The 17,053-nt window shown below is 65.1% G+C and carries 14 protein-coding genes; 12 read left to right on the top strand and 2 right to left on the bottom strand.

From position 1 onward, the window contains the following. Window positions 1-143: 143 nt before the first annotated feature. Complete coding sequence (locus OKW35_RS37190) at window positions 144-443, bottom strand: PsiF family protein (RefSeq protein WP_184066667.1); 300 nt, start codon at window positions 441-443, stop codon at window positions 144-146. A gap of 39 nt (window positions 444-482) precedes the next feature. Here OKW35_RS37190 and OKW35_RS37185 point away from each other — a divergent pair, with 39 nt between their 5' ends. The 3 genes from OKW35_RS37185 (at window position 483) to OKW35_RS37175 (ending at window position 2,961) form a co-directional block, all read left to right on the top strand. Continuing rightward, window positions 483-740: a hypothetical protein gene (locus tag OKW35_RS37185; protein WP_184066664.1), complete on the top strand. Its 258-nt coding sequence runs from the start codon at window positions 483-485 to the stop codon at window positions 738-740. A 151-nt stretch (window positions 741-891) separates the two neighbouring features. Beyond that, window positions 892-1,191 carry a YciI-like protein gene (locus OKW35_RS37180; protein ID WP_018418036.1) on the top strand — a complete coding sequence of 100 codons (300 nt, stop codon included), beginning with the start codon at window positions 892-894 and terminating at the stop codon, window positions 1,189-1,191. A gap of 579 nt (window positions 1,192-1,770) precedes the next feature. Beyond that, complete coding sequence (locus OKW35_RS37175; protein ID WP_429554677.1) at window positions 1,771-2,961, top strand: transposase; 1,191 nt, start codon at window positions 1,771-1,773, stop codon at window positions 2,959-2,961. A gap of 69 nt (window positions 2,962-3,030) precedes the next feature. On the opposite strand, the gene OKW35_RS37170 is transcribed toward OKW35_RS37175, so the two are convergent. Further along, a complete protein-coding gene (locus tag OKW35_RS37170; RefSeq protein ID WP_429554676.1) occupies window positions 3,031-4,590 on the bottom strand; it encodes a mannose-1-phosphate guanylyltransferase/mannose-6-phosphate isomerase in 1,560 nt (519 codons plus the stop codon). A 606-nt stretch (window positions 4,591-5,196) separates the two neighbouring features. Here OKW35_RS37170 and OKW35_RS37165 point away from each other — a divergent pair. The 9 genes from OKW35_RS37165 (at window position 5,197) to OKW35_RS37125 (ending at window position 17,030) form a co-directional block, all read left to right on the top strand. Beyond that, entirely contained in the window at window positions 5,197-6,594 is a 1,398-nt protein-coding gene (locus OKW35_RS37165; RefSeq protein WP_429554675.1) for an undecaprenyl-phosphate glucose phosphotransferase, read from the top strand. 80 nt (window positions 6,595-6,674) lie between these two features. Further along, window positions 6,675-8,120, top strand: a complete 1,446-nt coding sequence (locus OKW35_RS37160; RefSeq protein ID WP_429554674.1) for a UDP-glucose dehydrogenase family protein — start codon at window positions 6,675-6,677, stop codon at window positions 8,118-8,120. A gap of 33 nt (window positions 8,121-8,153) precedes the next feature. Further along, window positions 8,154-8,609 (top strand): exopolysaccharide biosynthesis protein, encoded by a 456-nt coding sequence (locus OKW35_RS37155; protein ID WP_090804816.1) that lies wholly within the window; start codon window positions 8,154-8,156, stop codon window positions 8,607-8,609. Beyond that, window positions 8,603-9,808, top strand: coding sequence for a polysaccharide biosynthesis/export family protein (locus OKW35_RS37150; RefSeq protein ID WP_429554673.1), 1,206 nt, complete (start codon window positions 8,603-8,605; stop codon window positions 9,806-9,808). The genes OKW35_RS37155 and OKW35_RS37150 overlap by 7 nt, the downstream gene beginning before the upstream one ends. Before the next feature lie 136 nt (window positions 9,809-9,944). After that, the gene (locus tag OKW35_RS37145) at window positions 9,945-12,143 is read left to right on the top strand and encodes a polysaccharide biosynthesis tyrosine autokinase (RefSeq protein WP_429555125.1); all 2,199 of its coding nucleotides are present in this window, start codon (window positions 9,945-9,947) and stop codon (window positions 12,141-12,143) included. 56 nt (window positions 12,144-12,199) lie between these two features. Beyond that, window positions 12,200-13,141, top strand: coding sequence for a glycosyltransferase family 2 protein (locus OKW35_RS37140; RefSeq protein WP_429554672.1), 942 nt, complete (start codon window positions 12,200-12,202; stop codon window positions 13,139-13,141). After that, the gene (locus OKW35_RS37135; RefSeq protein ID WP_429554671.1) at window positions 13,138-14,298 is read left to right on the top strand and encodes a glycosyltransferase family 4 protein; all 1,161 of its coding nucleotides are present in this window, start codon (window positions 13,138-13,140) and stop codon (window positions 14,296-14,298) included. Before OKW35_RS37140 ends, OKW35_RS37135 begins: the two co-directional genes overlap by 4 nt. Window positions 14,299-14,301: 3 nt before the next feature. After that, window positions 14,302-15,804, top strand: coding sequence for a glucose-6-phosphate isomerase (locus OKW35_RS37130; protein WP_429554670.1), 1,503 nt, complete (start codon window positions 14,302-14,304; stop codon window positions 15,802-15,804). Next, complete coding sequence (locus OKW35_RS37125; protein WP_429554669.1) at window positions 15,801-17,030, top strand: glycosyltransferase family 4 protein; 1,230 nt, start codon at window positions 15,801-15,803, stop codon at window positions 17,028-17,030. Before OKW35_RS37130 ends, OKW35_RS37125 begins: the two co-directional genes overlap by 4 nt. Window positions 17,031-17,053 lie beyond the last annotated feature (23 nt).

Raw genomic sequence — 17,053 nt, 5'->3', positions numbered from 1 at the left:
AGCCATCATAGAAGAAAACGGCGCGTTGCGGCGGGTGGACGACGAAGCGGGGGGACTCGATCGGAGCGCCGCGTGGGCGCAACGATGCGCCGGCGCGGCGTCGATCGGAGGGCGCCGGCGTGGGGGACGGCTCCGCCTTTCGCTCAGTTGGCCGGCGCCGAGGAGGACAGGCAGGTCTTCATGAAGGCCTTGCGGTCGTCGCCTTTCTTGTCGGCCGCCTTCTTGTTGCACACCTTCATCTTGTCCTGCTGGCTCATCGGCGCGGCGGCGGCCGGCTTCGCGGAAAGACAGGTTTGCATGAACGCCTTGCGCTCGTCGCCTTTCTTTTCGCCGGCCTGCTTGTTGCAGTCGGCCATCTTGGTTTGCTGGCTGTTCTGCGCAAACGCCGGCGATACGAGTACCGCGCCCAACACCAGCGTAGCGATAGCGGATTGAATTTTCATGGGACACTCCATCGGTGGTGAAAACGTTTCTGATCGTTCATGCGCGCGGGCGACGACGGCATTCATGGGCCCATCGGCGCATCCATTATGGCAAATGCCGTCTGCGAGAACGGCTCAAAATGCATTCCGGTTGACAGCGGTCCGCGCTCGTTTTCCCTGAGCAGCGTGGCGCAACTGGCGCCGCGGCGTTTGAAACAATCGAATGAACGAGAGCGCGAATTTTGTCATGCAATGCAGATTGCTCGTGACGTTTATTTCAAGCTTATTGAAACGAAATTACGGTTTCCGCTATTTTGATCTATGGTTAACAGGCAATGAGAATTTTCATATTGCTGCGAATGCAACTGAATAGAAAATAGGCATGAAATTCGGTAGTCGCCGTTATCCTCGACTGCGCTCCGGTGCATGCCGCTCCCTGCCAACCCTCAACCTCGCGAGGAGACTCACCATGCATTACCTGTTGATGTACGAGTTGGTACCCGACTATCTGGAGCGGCGCGGCGAGCATCGCGACGCGCATCTGAAACTCGCATGGGCCGCCGCCGAGCGCGGCGAACTGCTGCTCGCCGGCGCGCTCGCGGAGCCGACGGACGGTGCGGTGCTGCTCTTCACCGGCGCGTCGCCCGCGGTGGCAGAGGCCTTTGCTACCGCCGATCCGTACGTACTCTCCGGACTGGTTACGCGTTGGCGCGTGCGCGAATGGACCACGGTCGTCGGCGAGCACGCATCGAAACCAGTGCGCCCGTAACGTCGTTCGAAGCGACTTCGTCGCTTCTGTCACGCCTCGAACTCCGCGCATGCGCGGCCGCCGCGTGTGCGCCTCCGGTTGCCTCCATGTCACCGCGCGGGCGCGTCGCAGTCCGTTCGCCGACGCTCGAAACCGATGTCACATCAATCATCAAAGCGCATAGAAATGCATGCTGGATCGGCAATTACATTTCTAAAGCCCATTCTGTTCGGTGATGCGGTATTGTGCTTTGCAATAGACAGATCCGATGCCGGATAAGCAGCGGCTTCTGTTACGGCAATACGAGAATCGACGCAGCGAAACCGACAAGATTGTTTCTATCCGTAACACTTGTCTCAACTGTACTCATGCAAAGATTGGAATGGTATGCTTCGTGCACAAATTTTCCCACGCACGAGTGAGACCGCGTTTTGTGCTTCGTAATAGGGAAGAGCCGCACCACGTGTGGGCGGGCTGCTCCAGCGAGCCGAACGGACCAAACAAATTTGTGCAACCGAGGGCCGCACACGGGTCGTGAACGCTGAGAATCCGTGGCAGGCCCAACGCCGCGGCCAGGCCAGGCCGCGTGGAGAAAATCCAATGTTTTTCGATGAGCTAAACAACGACGAATGGGCGCTGCTCGCGCCGCTCGTCTCCGACGAGCCGGCCGTCCGTCTGAACCGGCGCGGCCGGCCGCGCGCCGAACCGCGCATCGTGACGAATGCCGTGCTGTGGATCATGACCACCGGCGAGCCGTGGTCGAAGCTGCCGGGCCGCTATCCGTCCGGTCCCACCTGCCGCCGCCGCTTCGAAGAGTGGCAACTGAACGGCACACTGCTGGAAATGGTCCGTCTGCTGTCGCAGAGCGGGCGCACGTTCGCATACATTCCCCAACCGGCGCCGCCCGTTACGGCCAGACCTGCGGCACCGGTTGCGCAAACCCCGAGCCCGCGCGAAGACAATAATCTGCGCGGCGTGTCGTGGAAGAGTCCCGAGTCGTGGCAGGCGCCCGGCGTCGCGAGCGCGTTGAGCCAATGGCGTACGGCCGATCCGATCGGCGACATCACGCGGCAATTGTCGGGGCTTGCGCCGGCGAGCGCGGTGGCGACATCGGCGTTCGCGACGTCCGCAGTGGCGAGGTCCGCGACGGCGGCGCAGATGCGCGTCGAACCGGCCGCATCCGGCACGGTCGAGCCCGTCGCGGTCGACGACCCGCGCCCGTCGCTGACGATGGGCCTCGCCCCGCGCGGCATGCAGGTCGCCGATTCGCGCGGTTATCTGATCTACGTGGTGGTCGAGGAAGTGCCGAATGCGATGTATCGCGGGTGGGCGGAGATCATCAGGGACGGCAAGCGCGTCGAGCGCTCTGGCCTCGTCGGCCCGCGCTTCGCGGATGCGCAGCACGCGCAGCAGTTCGCGCTCGACTGGGCGCGTCAGTGGATCGATCGCGAATGCGCGACCGACGCGGCGGCCACGACGATGGTCCACGCAACGGCCGCGCCCGCGTCGGCGAACCTTGCGCAGCGGTCCGCGGAGCGTTCGTTGTCAGGCCTGCGTCATGCGCCGGAACCGGCATCGGTCAATGGCATCGCGAATCACCCGGGCAATCACGGCGCGCCGTTGCACGGGCCGCTGAAGCCATCACTGAATGCATTGCGCGGGACGCTGCGCCGCTATCCGTCGGACACCGCGACCGCGGGCGGGGCAAGCACGCCCACGGTGACGACCGACAGCGGCACCGCCGAGCGCTTATCCGCAACCTACAAAGAACTCATCTCATACGTGGGATGAGCCCGGCGGTCCCCGCGGCCGCTTTGCGCCGCCGCAGGTTCCCGCTTCGTCATTGCGACCGGTCGCGCCTCATTGCCTTCCGTACGTATCGTCGAAGCGCACGATATCGTCTTCGCCGAGGTACGAACCCGACTGCACCTCGATCATTTCGAGCGGCATCTTGCCCGGGTTTTCGAGGCGATGCGTAACGCCGAGCGGAATATAGGCCGACTCGTTTTCGGACACGATAAAGCGTTCGTCGCCGCGCGTGACGAGCGCGGTGCCGCGCACGACGATCCAGTGCTCCGCGCGGTGATGATGCATCTGCAGCGACAACCGCGCGCCCGGCTTCACGACGATCCGCTTGACCTGGAAGCGCTCGCCGGTGTCGACGGAATCGTAGTTGCCCCACGGCCGATGCACCTTGCGATGATTGGCCGCTTCGAGCCCGCCATCCTCGCGAATCCGGTTGACGATCTTCTTGACGTCCTGCACGCGTGATTTGTCGGCGACCAGAATCGCATCGGCGGTCTCGACGACGACGAGATCCTGCGTGCCGACGCAGGCAATCAGTCGTCCTTCGGAATGCGCGAAGGTGGAGTTCGCGCCTTCGAACATCACGCGGCCGCGGCTCACGTTGCGATCGGGGTCCTTCTCGCTGATGTCCCAGATCGCGTCCCACGAACCGACGTCGGACCAGCCGGCCGCAAGCGGCACGACCACGCCCGACGCGATGCTCTGATCGGCGCCGAGCTTTTCCATCACCGCGTAGTCGATCGAATTCGACGGCGAGCCGCTGAACGCATCGCGTTGCAGCCGGAAGAAGTCGCCGTCCGCCGTGCTGCCCGCGAAGGCCGATTCGCATGCTGCGTAAATGGCCGGCTGAAAATGGCCGATCGCTTTGAGCCACGTCGATGCGCGCACGATGAAAATACCGCTGTTCCACCAGTATTCGCGTGATTCGACATAGCGCTGCGCGAGTTCCAGATGCGGCTTTTCGACGAAACGGTCGAGGCGATGCGCGACCGGGCGAGCCGCTGCTGCGGTCTGCGCATCGTCAGAACCGAGCGGCGCGCCGATGCGGATATAGCCGTAGCCGGTTTCGGCACGCGTCGGCACGATTCCCATGGTGACGATGTGGCCAGCGGCCGCATGCTGTACGCCGGCGGCGAGCGCCGCGTGAAATCCTGCGCTGTCGGTGACCGCGTGATCGGCGGGCATCACGACCATGATGCCGTCTTCATCCTGCGCGGCGACGGACAGCGCGGCCACCGTCAACGCGGGCGCGGTGTCACGGCCCACGGGTTCGAGTATCAGCCGGCTCGGCTTGGCGCTCGTGCGCAATTGTTCGGCCGTCGTGAAGCGCTGTTCTTCATTGGCGACGACCACGAGCTGGCCGGCAAGCGGATAACCGGCTTCGAGCCCATCGAGACGGCGGGTCGTCGATTGCAGCAGCGACTCTTCGCCGAGCAGGCCGATCAGCTGCTTCGGATGCTGCTCGCGCGACATCGGCCACAGCCGGGTGCCCGAGCCGCCCGCGAGAATCACGGGATGAACCTTGAGCTTGACGCTGGTTGCGGTTGAGGGCATGGGCGATTGGGCGGGGGTGGGCCGGGTGCCGGCAGGCGTGACCGGGGCCGGAGCTGTCATGGTGAACTCTCCTCGAGGCTGGATGAATGCGTCGAGTTTTATCACGAAGTCGCGAATCAATAAAAGCGCGTTAAATACAATTCCGATAAAAGGCGCGTCGAATTTATTCGAAATTCACCAAAAAATGTCTCGTCGATTTATTTATAAATAAAAATTACCTGAAAAAAATCAGCAAGCATTTTTTTCGCTTAATGATGCGCAAGAATGACAGCGCGAGTGGCGCCAGAGCTTCGCGCCAGAACTGTTGGCAAAGCGAAAGCTTCTACATGAAAGCGCTCGAATGGGCTGCCCGGAATGTTATGTCGGGCCGCATTGCGGCAACAATTGCCGCACAAAATGCATAAAAAATGGCGAAATTTTGACCGATACAATTTGAGATTTTTTGCGGTCTTGTCGTGGGAATTTTAATACCGCTTTATTGAGGTATGAACAAGGGTATTCACTCATTCGCATTCGGAATTTGCGGTCTGGCCATTCAGGCTCATTCAGTCCAGTCGCGCCGCCAGGCAGATCGGAAATAAAAAAGCCCAACGATGAAACCCGCATGCAACAGCCATTTCAACCAACCGACGGATCGCACTTGACTGACGAACAGAGGGGCGGCGCATGCTGAGCGTTCTAGCGAGAATCATCGACATCGCCATGGTCGCGCTCGCCGCGGTGCTGGCGGCGGGCGTGCACAGCGGCAGAGTGGTATGGCTCGACGATATGCAAAGCGTGTCGCTCGCGTTCGGCTGCCTGCTCGTGGTGGTGTTCTTCCCGCCGCTCGGTATCTATCAGTCGTGGCGTGGCAAGCCGCTCTACGATCTGCTGTCGCGCGTCACGGGCGGCTGGCTGATGGTCGAAGTGACCGGCGTGCTGATCAGCTTCAGCGTGCACCGCGCCGACAGCCTGTCGCGGCTGTGGCTCGTTTACTGGGCGCTCGCGTCGATCGTGCTGCTGGTCGTCACGAAGGTGATCGTCTATTCGATCCTGCGCGGGCTGCGCCGCGAGGGCTTCAATCAGCGCGCGGTCGCGATCGTCGGCGGCGCGCCGTACGGCCGCTTCCTGATCGAACAGATGCGCGGCCGTCCCGAAGCTGGCTTCAAGCCCGTCGTCGTGTTCGACGAGGACGGTACGATCAATCCCTACGAAGACCCGGACGCGGCGCACGCGGTCGCGGGCGTGCCGGTCGAGCGCGACTATCAGCGCATGATCGAACTGGTACGGCAGCGCGCGATCCGCGAGTTGTGGCTCGCGCTGCCGATCTCGAAGGAGAGGGCGATCCATCGCTTCGTGATGGATCTGCGCAACGACTTCGTGAACATCCGCTTCATCCCCGACGTCGGCAGCCTGACGCTGTTCAATCAGCCGATGGTCGAGTTGCTCGGCGTGCCCGCGATCAATCTGGCCGCCTCGCCGATCACCGATCTGCGCGTGCTGCCCAAGCGCGTGTTCGACAGCCTGTTCGCGTTCGGCGCGTTGCTCGCGCTGTCGCCGCTGATGCTCGCGATCGCGCTGATGGTGAAGCTCAGCTCGCCGGGGCCGGTGTTTTTCCGCCAGCGGCGCAAGGGCATCGACGGCCGCGAGTTCGAGATCTTCAAGTTCCGCTCGATGAAGGTCCACACGGAAGCGGCCGGCAAGATCACCCAGGCGACGCGGCGCGATCCGCGCATTACCGCGGTCGGCGCGTTCCTGCGCCGCACCAGCCTCGACGAGCTGCCGCAATTCATCAACGTGCTGCGCGGCGAGATGTCGGTGGTAGGTCCCCGTCCGCATGCGCTCGAACACGACGACATCTACAAGGATCTGGTGAAGGGCTACATGCACCGCTACCGGATCAAGCCGGGCATTACCGGCTGGGCGCAGATCAACGGTTATCGCGGCGAAACCGATCGCATCGAAAAGATGATGGGCCGCGTAAAGCTCGATCTGTACTACATGCAGCACTGGACCTTCTGGCTCGACATCAAGATCGTCGTGCTGACGCTGTGGAAGGGCTTCGCGGGCAGCAACGCCTATTGAACGCGGGGTGCCGGGCCGCGCCGATGCCACGCATCGCGCGAGCGCATTCCTGAATCAACTTTTTTACCGAGGTGCAATCCATGAACCTGACGATCATCGGTAGCGGCTATGTCGGCCTCGTGACCGGCGCGTGTCTGGCGGACATCGGCCACGACGTGTTCTGTCTCGACGTCGACGCGCGCAAGATCGACGTGCTCAACAACGGCGGCGTGCCGATCCACGAGCCGGGGCTGCAGGAGATCATCGCGCGCAATCGCCGCGCCAGGCGCCTGACGTTCTCCACCGACGTCGAGGCCGCGGTCGCGCACGGCGACATCCAGTTCATCGCGGTCGGCACGCCGGCCGACGAGGACGGTTCCGCCGATCTGCAATACGTGCTCGCGGCCGCGCGCAACATCGGCCGTTATATGACCGGCTTCAAGGTGATCGTCGACAAATCGACGGTGCCGGTCGGCACCGCATCGCGCGTGCGCGAAGTGGTGGCCGCCGAGCTGGCCGCGCGCGGCGTCGAGCCGATGTTCTCGGTCGTGTCGAATCCGGAGTTCCTGAAGGAGGGCGCGGCCGTCGAAGACTTCACGCGGCCCGATCGCATCGTGCTCGGCTGCGACGAGGACGTGCCCGGCGAAAAGGCGCGCGAACTGATGAAGCGCCTCTATGCGCCGTTCAACCGCAATCGCGAGCGCACACTGTATATGGACGTGCGTTCGGCCGAATTCACCAAGTACGCGGCCAACGCGATGCTCGCGACGCGCATCTCGTACATGAACGAGCTCGCGAATCTGGCCGATCGCGTCGGCGCGGATATCGAGGCGGTGCGCCGCGGCATCGGTTCCGATCCGCGCATCGGCTATGACTTCCTCTACGCGGGTTGCGGCTATGGCGGCTCCTGTTTTCCGAAGGACGTGCAGGCGCTGATCCGCACCGCGGCCGACCACAATGCGAACCTGCGCATTCTCGAAGCGGTGGAAGCGGTCAACGATGCACAGAAGCAGATCCTCGCGCAGAAGATCGTCGCGCGTCTCGGCGAGGATCTGTCGGACCGCACGTTCGGCGTCTGGGGTCTCGCATTCAAGCCGAATACCGACGACATGCGCGCGGCGCCGAGCCGCGAGCTGATCGCCGGGCTGCTGGGCCGCGGCGCGCGCGTGAAGGCCTACGACCCGGTCTCGATCGACGAAGCGAGGCGCGTGCTCGCGCTCGATCTGAAGGACGTGCCGCAGCAGCATGCGCGACTTTCGTTCGTGAGTGAAGAGATGGAAGCGGCGAGCGGCGTCGATGCGCTCGTGATCCTGACCGAATGGAAGGTCTTCAAGAGTCCAGATTTCGATGCGCTGAAGCGCATCCTGAAGACGCCGCTGATTTTCGACGGCCGCAATCTGTACGAGCCGGACGTGCTGCTCGAACTCGGCATCGAGTATCACGCGATCGGCCGGCGGCACGCGTTGCGCAACGCGCCGGCGCGTGTCGGCGCGAAAGGTTCGATGCAGGTGGCGGACCTCGCCGCGACGGCAGCCTCCGGCCGCTGAAGCCGCCGCGATCGCCGCGCGAGAGAGTCCGCCATGTTCGACAACGTTCTGATCGTGTGCCACGCCAACGTGTGCCGCTCGCCCGCCGCCGAGATGCTGTTCAAGGCGAGCCAGGCGCGCGCGCCGCGCTCGGGGGCCGCACCTATCGCGTTTCATTCGGCGGGCATTCGTGCGGTGAACGGCCACGGCATGGACCCGGTGATGCGGCGCCTGCTCGAAGAGCGCGGCGTCGCGGCCGGCGTTCACCACGCGCGGCGCCTCGAACGCTCGCTCGTGCGCGCGGCCGATCTCGTGCTGGTGACCGAGCGCGCGCAGGTGAGCGAGGTCGAAGCGCTCGATCCGTCGGCGCGCGGCAAGGTCTATCCGCTCGGCAAGTGGGAAGCCGATTCGGACGTCGCCGATCCGCACGGCGGCGCGGAAGACGAATACAGGGAGAGTCTCGTGCTCATCGAACATCTGGTCATGGGATGGCTGAAAAAAATATGCTGAAGAAACCCCGCATCGAAAACTCATTCGCGAGCTTGCGCACGAAGCTCGCCGCCTCACTTCTGCTGACGTCCTTTCTGTCGGCCTGCGCGACCGCACCGGGCAATTACCTCGACACGTCGCGGCTCAAGGACAACGATCAGGCGCCGAGCGAAACCTATCCGGTCCATCTGATCGACGCGAACCTGATCATGGCGCAGGCGCAAGCCGCCGCCGCGAAAATCCAGCCGTTGCCGCCAGCGGCGCTGTCCGATCCGTCGCTGTACGTGTACCACCTCGCGCCGCAGGACATTCTCGGCATCACCGTGTGGGATCACCCCGAGCTGACCACGCCGCAGGGCAGTACCTTGTCCTCGGGCGGCAATACCACGCAGACGATCGCGGGTGCGTTGCAGCAGCCGTATACGGCCGCGCTGCCGGGCCAGGCCGATCCGTACGGCCAGACCATCGCCGCCGACGGCACGATCTTTTTCCCGTTCGTCGGTCGCATCCAGGCCGCGGGCAAGACCACGACCGAGCTGCGCGATCAGCTCGCCGCCCGCCTCGTGCCTTATATCCGCAATCCGCAGGTCGACGTGCGCGTGCTGTCGTATCGCGGCCAGAAGGTGCAGGTCACGGGCGAAGTGAAGCAGCCGGGACCGCTCGCGGTCAGCGACGTGCCGCTGAAGCTGGTCGACGCGATCACGCGCTCGGGCGGCACGAACCCGGACGCCGACATCCAGCGCGTGCGACTCACGCGCAACCACAAGCTCTATGTGCTCAATGCCGATCGCATGCTCGATCAGGGCGATACCACCCAGGACGTGATGCTGCAGAACGGCGACGTGGTCAACGTGCCGGACCGCACCGACAGCCGCATCTTCGTGTTGGGCGAAGTGAAGACGCCGATCCAGGTGCCGATCGCGCGCGGCCGCATGACGATCGCCGACGCGCTCACGCAAGGGGGCGGCATCCTCAACACCGACGCCAATCCGCGCCAGATCTACGTGATGCGCGGCATGCGCGAGCATCCGACCACGCCCGAGGTGTTCCGCCTCGACATGACGCAGCCGGACTCGATCATGCTGTCCTCGCAGTTCCAGTTGCAGCCGCTCGACGTCGTGTACGTGGGCACCGCCGCGTCGACCACGTTCAACCGTGTGTTGCAGCAGGTGCTGCCGAGCGTGCAGACGCTGTTCTATCTGAAGCAGCTGACGCGCTGAACGTTTGGCCTGTAACGTCCCGCGCCGCTGTTGTCCGGGCGGTGCGGGACGTGCAACGAAAGCAGAAGTACCGCTGACGCGAAAGCCGAAGCCAACGACACGGGATGGAACAGTGAGCAATCAACTCTCTCCACACATGGCTGGTCCGATCAAGACCGAAGAAGAAGACGTCGTCCTCGGACAACTGGTGCAGGTGATCCTCGACGACATCTGGTGGCTGCTCGCGATCACCGCGATCATCGTCGCGATGGCGGTCGCGTACTGCTACCTCGCCAGGCCGACTTATTCGGCCGATGCGCACGTGCGCGTCGAGCAGTCCGACAGCATGTCGCAGGCGCTCACGCAAACGCAGACCGGCGCCGCGATCACCAGCGGCTCGACGTCGCTGCCGACCGACGCCGAGATCGAAATCATCAAGAGTCGTGGCGTGGTCGCGCCGGTCGTGCAGCAGCTCAAGCTGAACTTCAGCGTTACGCCGAAGACGATCCCGCTGCTCGGCAGCATCGCCGCGCGCCTCGCCACGCCGGGCCAGCCCGCGCGCGCGTGGCTGGGGCTCACGTCCTACGCATGGGGCGGAGAAAAAGTCGACGTCGATTCGATCGACGTGACGCCGTCGCTCGAAGGCGAGAAGCTGCTGCTGCGCGTGATCGACGCGCAGCACTATGAACTGTTCGCGCCGAACGGCTCGCTGCTGCTGCGCGGCCAGGTCGGGCAGCAGGCACAGGGCGGGGGCGTGACGATGGTCGTCAACACGCTGATCGCGCGCCCCGGGCAGGAGTTCACCGTCGTGCGCTCGAACGATCTCGATGCGATCACCGCGTTCCAGTCGGCGATCACGGTGCAGGAGCAGGGCAAGCAGACCGGCGTGATCCAGATCTCGCTGGAGGACAAGAGTCCCGAGCATGCGGCGCTCGTCGCCAATGCGCTCGCGCAGTCGTATCTGCGCGAGCACGTGTCGAACAAGCAGGCCGACGCGAGCAGGATGCTCGACTTCCTGAAGAGCGAGGAGCCGCGCCTGAAGGCCGATCTCGAACGCGCGGAGGCCGCGCTGACCGCTTATCAACGTCAGTCCGGCTCGATCAACGCGAGCGACGAGGCGAAGGTCTACCTCGAAGGCAGCGTGCAATACGAGCAGCAGATCGCCGCGTTGCGTCTGCAGATGACGCAGCTCGCCGAGCGCTACGGCGACGACCATCCGACGCTCGTCGCCGCGCGTCAGCAGATGGCCGAATTGCAGGCGCAGCGCACCAAATACGCGGACCGCTTCCGCAATCTGCCGGCCACCGAAGTGAAGGCCGTGCAGTTGCAGCGCGACGCGAAGGTCGCCGAAGACATTTACGTGCTGCTGCTCAATCGTGTGCAGGAGCTGTCGGTGCAGAAGGCGGGCACCGGCGGCAACGTCCATATCGTCGACGCCGCGCTGCGCCCCGGCGCGCCGGTCAAGCCGAAGAAGATGCTGATCATCTCGGCGGCCGTGATTCTCGGGCTGATCGCGGGCACCGGTTTCGTGTTCCTGCGCCGCAATCTGTTCAAGGGCATCGACGACCCCGATCACGTCGAGCGCGCGTTCCATCTGCCGGTGTTCGGGCTCGTGCCGCAAAGCGCCGAGCAGGTGCAGCTCGAAAACAGCTATGCGCGGGGCGGCGAACGGCTGCGTCCGGTGCTTGCGAACGCGCGGCCGAAGGACGTGACGATCGAAAGTCTGCGCAGCCTGCGCACCGCGATGCAGTTCACGCTGATGGACGCGCGCAACCGCATCGTGATGCTGACGGGGCCGATGGCCGGCGTCGGCAAGAGCTTCCTCAGCGTGAACCTGGCGATGCTGCTCGCCCATTCGGGCAAGCGCGTGTTGCTGATCGACGGCGACATGCGGCGCGGCACGCTCGAACGTTACGTGGGCGGCTTGCAGGAAAACGGCCTGTCCGAGCTGCTGAGCGGCCAGATCTCGCTGGAGGAGGCGATTCGCGGTTCGAGCATCGAAGGCCTGAGCTTCATCTCGTGCGGCCGCCGTCCGCCGAATCCGTCCGAGCTGCTGATGTCGCCGCGTCTGCCGCAGTATCTCGACGGCCTCGCGAAGCGCTACGACGTGATCCTGATCGACACGCCGCCGGTGCTCGCGGTGACCGATGCGTCGATCATCGGCGCGTATGCGGGCTCGACGTTCTTCGTGATGCGCTCGGGCATGCACAGCGAGCTCGAGCTGGCCGATGCGCTGAAACGCCTGCGCTCGGCGGGCGTCCACGTGCAGGGCGGCATCTTCAACGGCATGCCGGCGCGCTCGCGGGTCGGCTACGACCGCGGCTACGCGGCGACTCAGGCATACCTGAGCACGTGACGCGGACTCCGCACTCGAGCACCGACTTCTGCACGACAGGAACAGAGGACATCACGATGAAACTGACGGTACTGGTACCGACTTATCGCCGCCCGGCCGATCTGGCGCGCTGCCTCGCGGCGCTCGAGCGGCAATCGCGCGCGCCCGACGAAGTGATCGTGGTCGCGCGCGTCGACGACGACGCGACCCATGCGTGCCTGCGCGATCCGTCCACGGGCGGCCGCCTGCCGCTCGTGATCGCGCCGGTGGACATACCCGGCCAGGTCGCGGCCCTGAATCGCGGGCTCGACGCCGCGAGCGGCGACGTGATCGCGATCACCGACGACGACGCCGCGCCGCGCCGCGACTGGGTCGAGCGCATCGCGGCCGCGTTCGAAGCCGATGCGCGCCTCGGCGCGCTGGGCGGGCGCGACTGGGTGCACGAGAAAGGCCGCGTGCTCGACGGCGAGCGGCCGCTGGTCGGCAAGGTGACCGCGCACGGCAAGATCATCGGCAATCATCATCTGGGTGTCGGTGCGGCGCGCGAGGTCGACATCCTGAAGGGCGCCAACATGAGCTACCGGCGCGAAGCGGTGCGCACGATCCGCTTCGACGCGCGTCTGCGCGGCGCGGGCGCGCAGGTGCATAACGACATGGCGTTCAGCCTCGCGGTGAAAAACGTGGGCTGGAAGCTCGTGTACGACCCGCAGATCGCGGTCGATCATTTCCCGGCCGAGCGTTTCGACGACGACAAACGCGACGCGCAGACGATGGCCGCGCTGCGCAACGCCGCGTTCAACTTCCATCTGATCCTGCGCGACCAGTTGCCGCCGCTGCGCCGCGAAGCCGCGTGGTGGTGGTGGACGCTGGTCGGCACACGGCTTTATCCGGGCCTCACGCATGCGGCGCTCGCGCTGCTGTCGAAGCAGGCGCAGTTGAAGCTGTCGCGCTGGCGCGAGGTTCGCGCAGGCGCCCATGAGGCGCGGCGCGCGCTGTCGAAGAGCGGAGTGTCCGCATGAGTACGAAGGTTCACGTTCATCTCTTTTACGGCGCCGATCCGCGTTTTTATCGCAAGGGCGACGATATCGGCTGCCTGTACGGTTATCACCATGCGCAGTCCGAAGCATTCGCGCTGACTTATTCGGAAGACGCGCGCGAAAGCCGGCCCGTGCGGCTCGTACGGCGCGCGCTGAAGGCCGCGCTCGGCTTCGATTTCATCCATACGTGGCGCAATCGCGCGCAGATGCTGCGCTCGGACGTGATCTGGACGCATACCGAGCAGGAATGGCTGTCCGCCGCGCTGATGCTGCTGCTGTGCGGGCGCAAGGCGGGGCCGGGTGCGTCGCCGTTGCTGCTCGCGCAAAGCGTGTGGCTGCTCGACAAGTGGCCGTCGTACGGCATCGTGCGCAGCTGGTTGTATCGCAAGCTGTTGACGCGGGCGGATCGCTTGACCACACTCGCTAGCGAAAACGCCGGGTTGTGCCAACGCTATTTCCATCGCGACGCGACGCCGCTGCTGTACGGCCTGAACACGCGCGACTTCCCGGTCACCGCGCCGACGCAGTGGACGCCGCGCACGCCGCTGCGCATCGCGGCGATCGGCAACGATCGCGACCGCGACTGGGAGACGCTGATCAAGGCGGTCGGCAACGATCCGCGCTACACGGTGAAGCTCGCGACGCGGCGGCGCATTCCCGCGTCGCTGCGCGCGTCGAATGTCGAGATCGCGCTGTTTTCCGGCATCAAAAAGCAGCACGAGCTGTACGACTGGGCCGACGTGATCGTCGTGCCGCTGCGGCCGAACTCGCACGCGTCGGGTATCACGGTGATGCTCGAAGCGGCGGCGCTCGGCAAGCCGATGGTCGCGACCGACGTCGGCGCGCTGCGCGATTATTTTCCCGCCGACGAAGCCGCCTACGTGCCGCCGTTCAATCCGCAGGCACTGCGCGATGCGCTCGACCGGCTCGCCGCCGAGCCTGACGAGGCGCTGCGCCAGGCACAGGCAGCCGCGGCCGGTCTGCTCGCGCGCGATCTGACCACCCAGCACTACGCGATGCAGCACGTGCGGATCACGCGCGAGATGCTGAGCGCGCGCGGGCAGGCGAGCGCGCATGCCGGCGCGGCCACGCACGCGCAGCCCGCCGCACCCGGGCGCGAATCGCGCGGAGGCCTATAAGCGATGTCGACGATTCCGCGCGCGAACCCGTTGCCGCCGCCAGACGCGGCCAACGCCGGCCCTGCAAAAGACGCCGCGAGCGGGCTGCTGTCAGGCGGCCCGCGAGAATGGCTGCCGCCGCTCCTGCTGTGGCTGATCGCCGCGGTGCTGATCGTCGCGCATCAGGGCACGGTGCTCACGCTGGCGTTCCCGGTGCTGGCGATCCTCACGGGTCTGTGGCTCTACTTCAAGAGCCCGGCGCGCTACATCGGCTTCATGTGGTGGCTGTGGTTCCTGAGCCCCGAAGTGCGGCGTCTCGCCGACTGGTCGAAGGGCGCGTTCACGCCGACGAGCCTGATCCAGGTCGCGCCGCTCGCCGTCACGATGATCAGCGGGCTGTCGCTGCTGCGCTACTACCGGCTGCTCGCGCAGCGCCGCGGTTTGCCGGTGCTGCTGATCCTGCTCGGCCTGATCTACGCGTTCCTGATCGGCGTGATGTCGAGCGGCCCGCTCGCGGCCACCTACGACCTCGCGAACTGGCTCTACCCGATCCTGATCGGCTTTCACATCATGGCGCACACGCGCCAGTATCCGCAGTATCGCGACACGATCATCAACACGTTCATCTGGGGGATGCTGGTGATGGGCGGCTACGGCCTGATCCAGTTTTTCATCATGCCGCCGTGGGACGCGCTGTGGATGCTCGGCTCGCAGATGAACTCGCAGGGCGACCCGGTGCCGATGGGCGTACGCGTGTTCAGCACGATGAACTCGTCGGGCCCGTTCGCGTTCGCGATGATGGGCGCGATGGTGTTCGTGATGGCCGCGCAGCATCGCGTGCGCTGGATCGCCGCCGCGCTCGGCTTCTTCTCGTTCGCGCTGAGCCTCGTGCGCTCGACGTGGGGAGGCTGGGTCATCGCGCTCTTGATCCAGCTCGTGAAGTCGAACAACAAGGTGCGCGTGCGCATCGTCGCGAGCGCGGTACTGCTCGCCGGCTTGTGCGTGCCGCTGCTCGCGGTCGGCCCGGTGGCCGAGCGGATGCAGGCGCGGCTAAACACGATCGTCAATCTGCACGACGACCAGAGCTACGCGGCGCGTAACGAGTTCTACGCGACCTTCGCGAAGACCGCGTTTACCGACGTCTCGGGCGAGGGCATGGGCGCGACCGGCACCTCGACGAAACTGTCCAACGACGGCGGCCAGCTCGGCCAGTACGGCAACTTCGACAGCGGCGTGATGAACATTCCGTTCGTGCTCGGCTGGCCCGGCACCTTGCTGTACATGTCCGGCATCGTGTGGCTGCTGACGCGCGCGGTGCTCGGCTCGTTCAGGCTGCGCGACGACAAGTTCGTCTCCGCGTGCCTGAGCCTGTGTCTTGCGACCTTCGCGATGCTCGTGTTCACGAACTCGCTGGTCGGCACCGGCGGCCTGCTGCTTTTCATGGGCGCTTTTTCGATTCTTTCCGCGGTTCACCACGAAAAAATGAACCGCGCACGCACGCTATTTCTCCACGGAGGCACGGATTGAGAGTCGCCATTGTCACGCACGTAGTGCGCCATAACGACGGCCAGGGGCGCGTCAACCACGAGATCGCGCGCGCGGCGCTCGACGAGAACATCCGCGTGACGCTGGTCGCGTCGCACGTGGCGCCCGAGCTGCTCGCGCATCCTAACGTGCGCTGGGCGCCGGTGAAGATCGGCCGCTGGTGGCCCACCAATCTGCTGCGCCAGCAGGTGTTCGCGGCGAAGAGCGCACTGTGGCTGCGCGCGCATCGCCGCGACTACGACGTGCTGCACGTGAACGGCTTCATCACCTGGATGCGCGCCGACGTCAATACCTCGCATTTCGTGCATAGCGGCTGGTTCGCGAGCAAGTACTACCCGTTCGGTCTCACGAAGGGCGTGTGGTCCGCGTACCAGTCGGTCTATACGCGCTGCAACGCGTTGCTCGAGCGCTGGGCGTACCGGCGCTCGAAGGTGATCACCGCGGTGTCGCAGAAGGTCGCCGACGAAATCCGCGCGATCGGTCTCACGCCGCGCAACCGCGTGGACGTCATCTACAACGGCGTCGACACGCAGGGCTTCGCGGCGGCGAGCGGCGATCGCGCAAAGTTCCGGCTACCAGACGATGTGTTCCTGCTGCTGTTCGTCGGCGACCTGCGCACGCCGCGCAAGAATCTCGGCACCGTGCTCGCCGCGTTGAAGCATCTGCCCGAGCATGTGCAGATCGCGGTGGCCGGCTTTCTGCCGGGCAGCCCGTATCCGGACGAGGCGAAGGCGCTCGGCATCGCGCATCGCGTGCATTTTCTCGGGCTCGTGAAGGAGATGCCGGTGCTGATGCATTCGGTCGACGCGTTCGTGTTCCCGTCGCGCTACGAAGCGATGAGTCTGTCGCTGCTCGAAGCGATGGCGGCGGGGCTGCCCGTCGTGACCGCGCGCACGGCCGGCGGCGCCGAGATCATCACGCCCGAGTGCGGCATCGTGCTGGACGATCCCGACGACCCGCAAGCGCTCGCTCGCGCGGTCGCGCAACTCGCCGGCGACGACGGCGCGCGCCACGCGATGGGCAAAGCCGCGAGCGAACTCGCGACCGGCTTCGGCTGGGCGCGCATGGCCGCGCAATACATCGCGCTGTACCGGCAGCTGGCCGGGCAGCAGGAAAACCGCCGGCGCAGCCAGACGGAAGCGACGGTCGTCGCGCAGAACGATGCGCTGACGCTGAACCATCTCGCCGGACAGAAGAGCGTGGAATGACCGCGCGAAGCGGGCCATCCACG

It is taken from the genome of Paraburkholderia sp. MM5477-R1, from assembly GCF_050436385.1.
GTDB classification, from domain to species: domain Bacteria; phylum Pseudomonadota; class Gammaproteobacteria; order Burkholderiales; family Burkholderiaceae; genus Paraburkholderia; species Paraburkholderia tuberum.
This window is presented reverse-complemented; position numbering and strand designations above follow the sequence as displayed.

Coding starts and splice junctions, on each gene's coding strand:
- OKW35_RS37190 (WP_184066667.1), bottom strand. CDS start 443: ATGAAAATTCAATCCGCTATCGCTACGCTGGTGTTGGGCGCGGTACTC.
- OKW35_RS37160 (WP_429554674.1), top strand. CDS start 6,675: ATGAACCTGACGATCATCGGTAGCGGCTATGTCGGCCTCGTGACCGGC.
- OKW35_RS37180 (WP_018418036.1), top strand. CDS start 892: ATGCATTACCTGTTGATGTACGAGTTGGTACCCGACTATCTGGAGCGG.
- OKW35_RS37155 (WP_090804816.1), top strand. CDS start 8,154: ATGTTCGACAACGTTCTGATCGTGTGCCACGCCAACGTGTGCCGCTCG.
- OKW35_RS37170 (WP_429554676.1), bottom strand. CDS start 4,590: ATGACAGCTCCGGCCCCGGTCACGCCTGCCGGCACCCGGCCCACCCCC.
- OKW35_RS37135 (WP_429554671.1), top strand. CDS start 13,138: ATGAGTACGAAGGTTCACGTTCATCTCTTTTACGGCGCCGATCCGCGT.
- OKW35_RS37130 (WP_429554670.1), top strand. CDS start 14,302: ATGTCGACGATTCCGCGCGCGAACCCGTTGCCGCCGCCAGACGCGGCC.
- OKW35_RS37165 (WP_429554675.1), top strand. CDS start 5,197: ATGCTGAGCGTTCTAGCGAGAATCATCGACATCGCCATGGTCGCGCTC.
- OKW35_RS37140 (WP_429554672.1), top strand. CDS start 12,200: ATGAAACTGACGGTACTGGTACCGACTTATCGCCGCCCGGCCGATCTG.
- OKW35_RS37150 (WP_429554673.1), top strand. CDS start 8,603: ATGCTGAAGAAACCCCGCATCGAAAACTCATTCGCGAGCTTGCGCACG.
- OKW35_RS37175 (WP_429554677.1), top strand. CDS start 1,771: ATGTTTTTCGATGAGCTAAACAACGACGAATGGGCGCTGCTCGCGCCG.
- OKW35_RS37185 (WP_184066664.1), top strand. CDS start 483: ATGCGCGCGGGCGACGACGGCATTCATGGGCCCATCGGCGCATCCATT.
- OKW35_RS37145 (WP_429555125.1), top strand. CDS start 9,945: ATGGCTGGTCCGATCAAGACCGAAGAAGAAGACGTCGTCCTCGGACAA.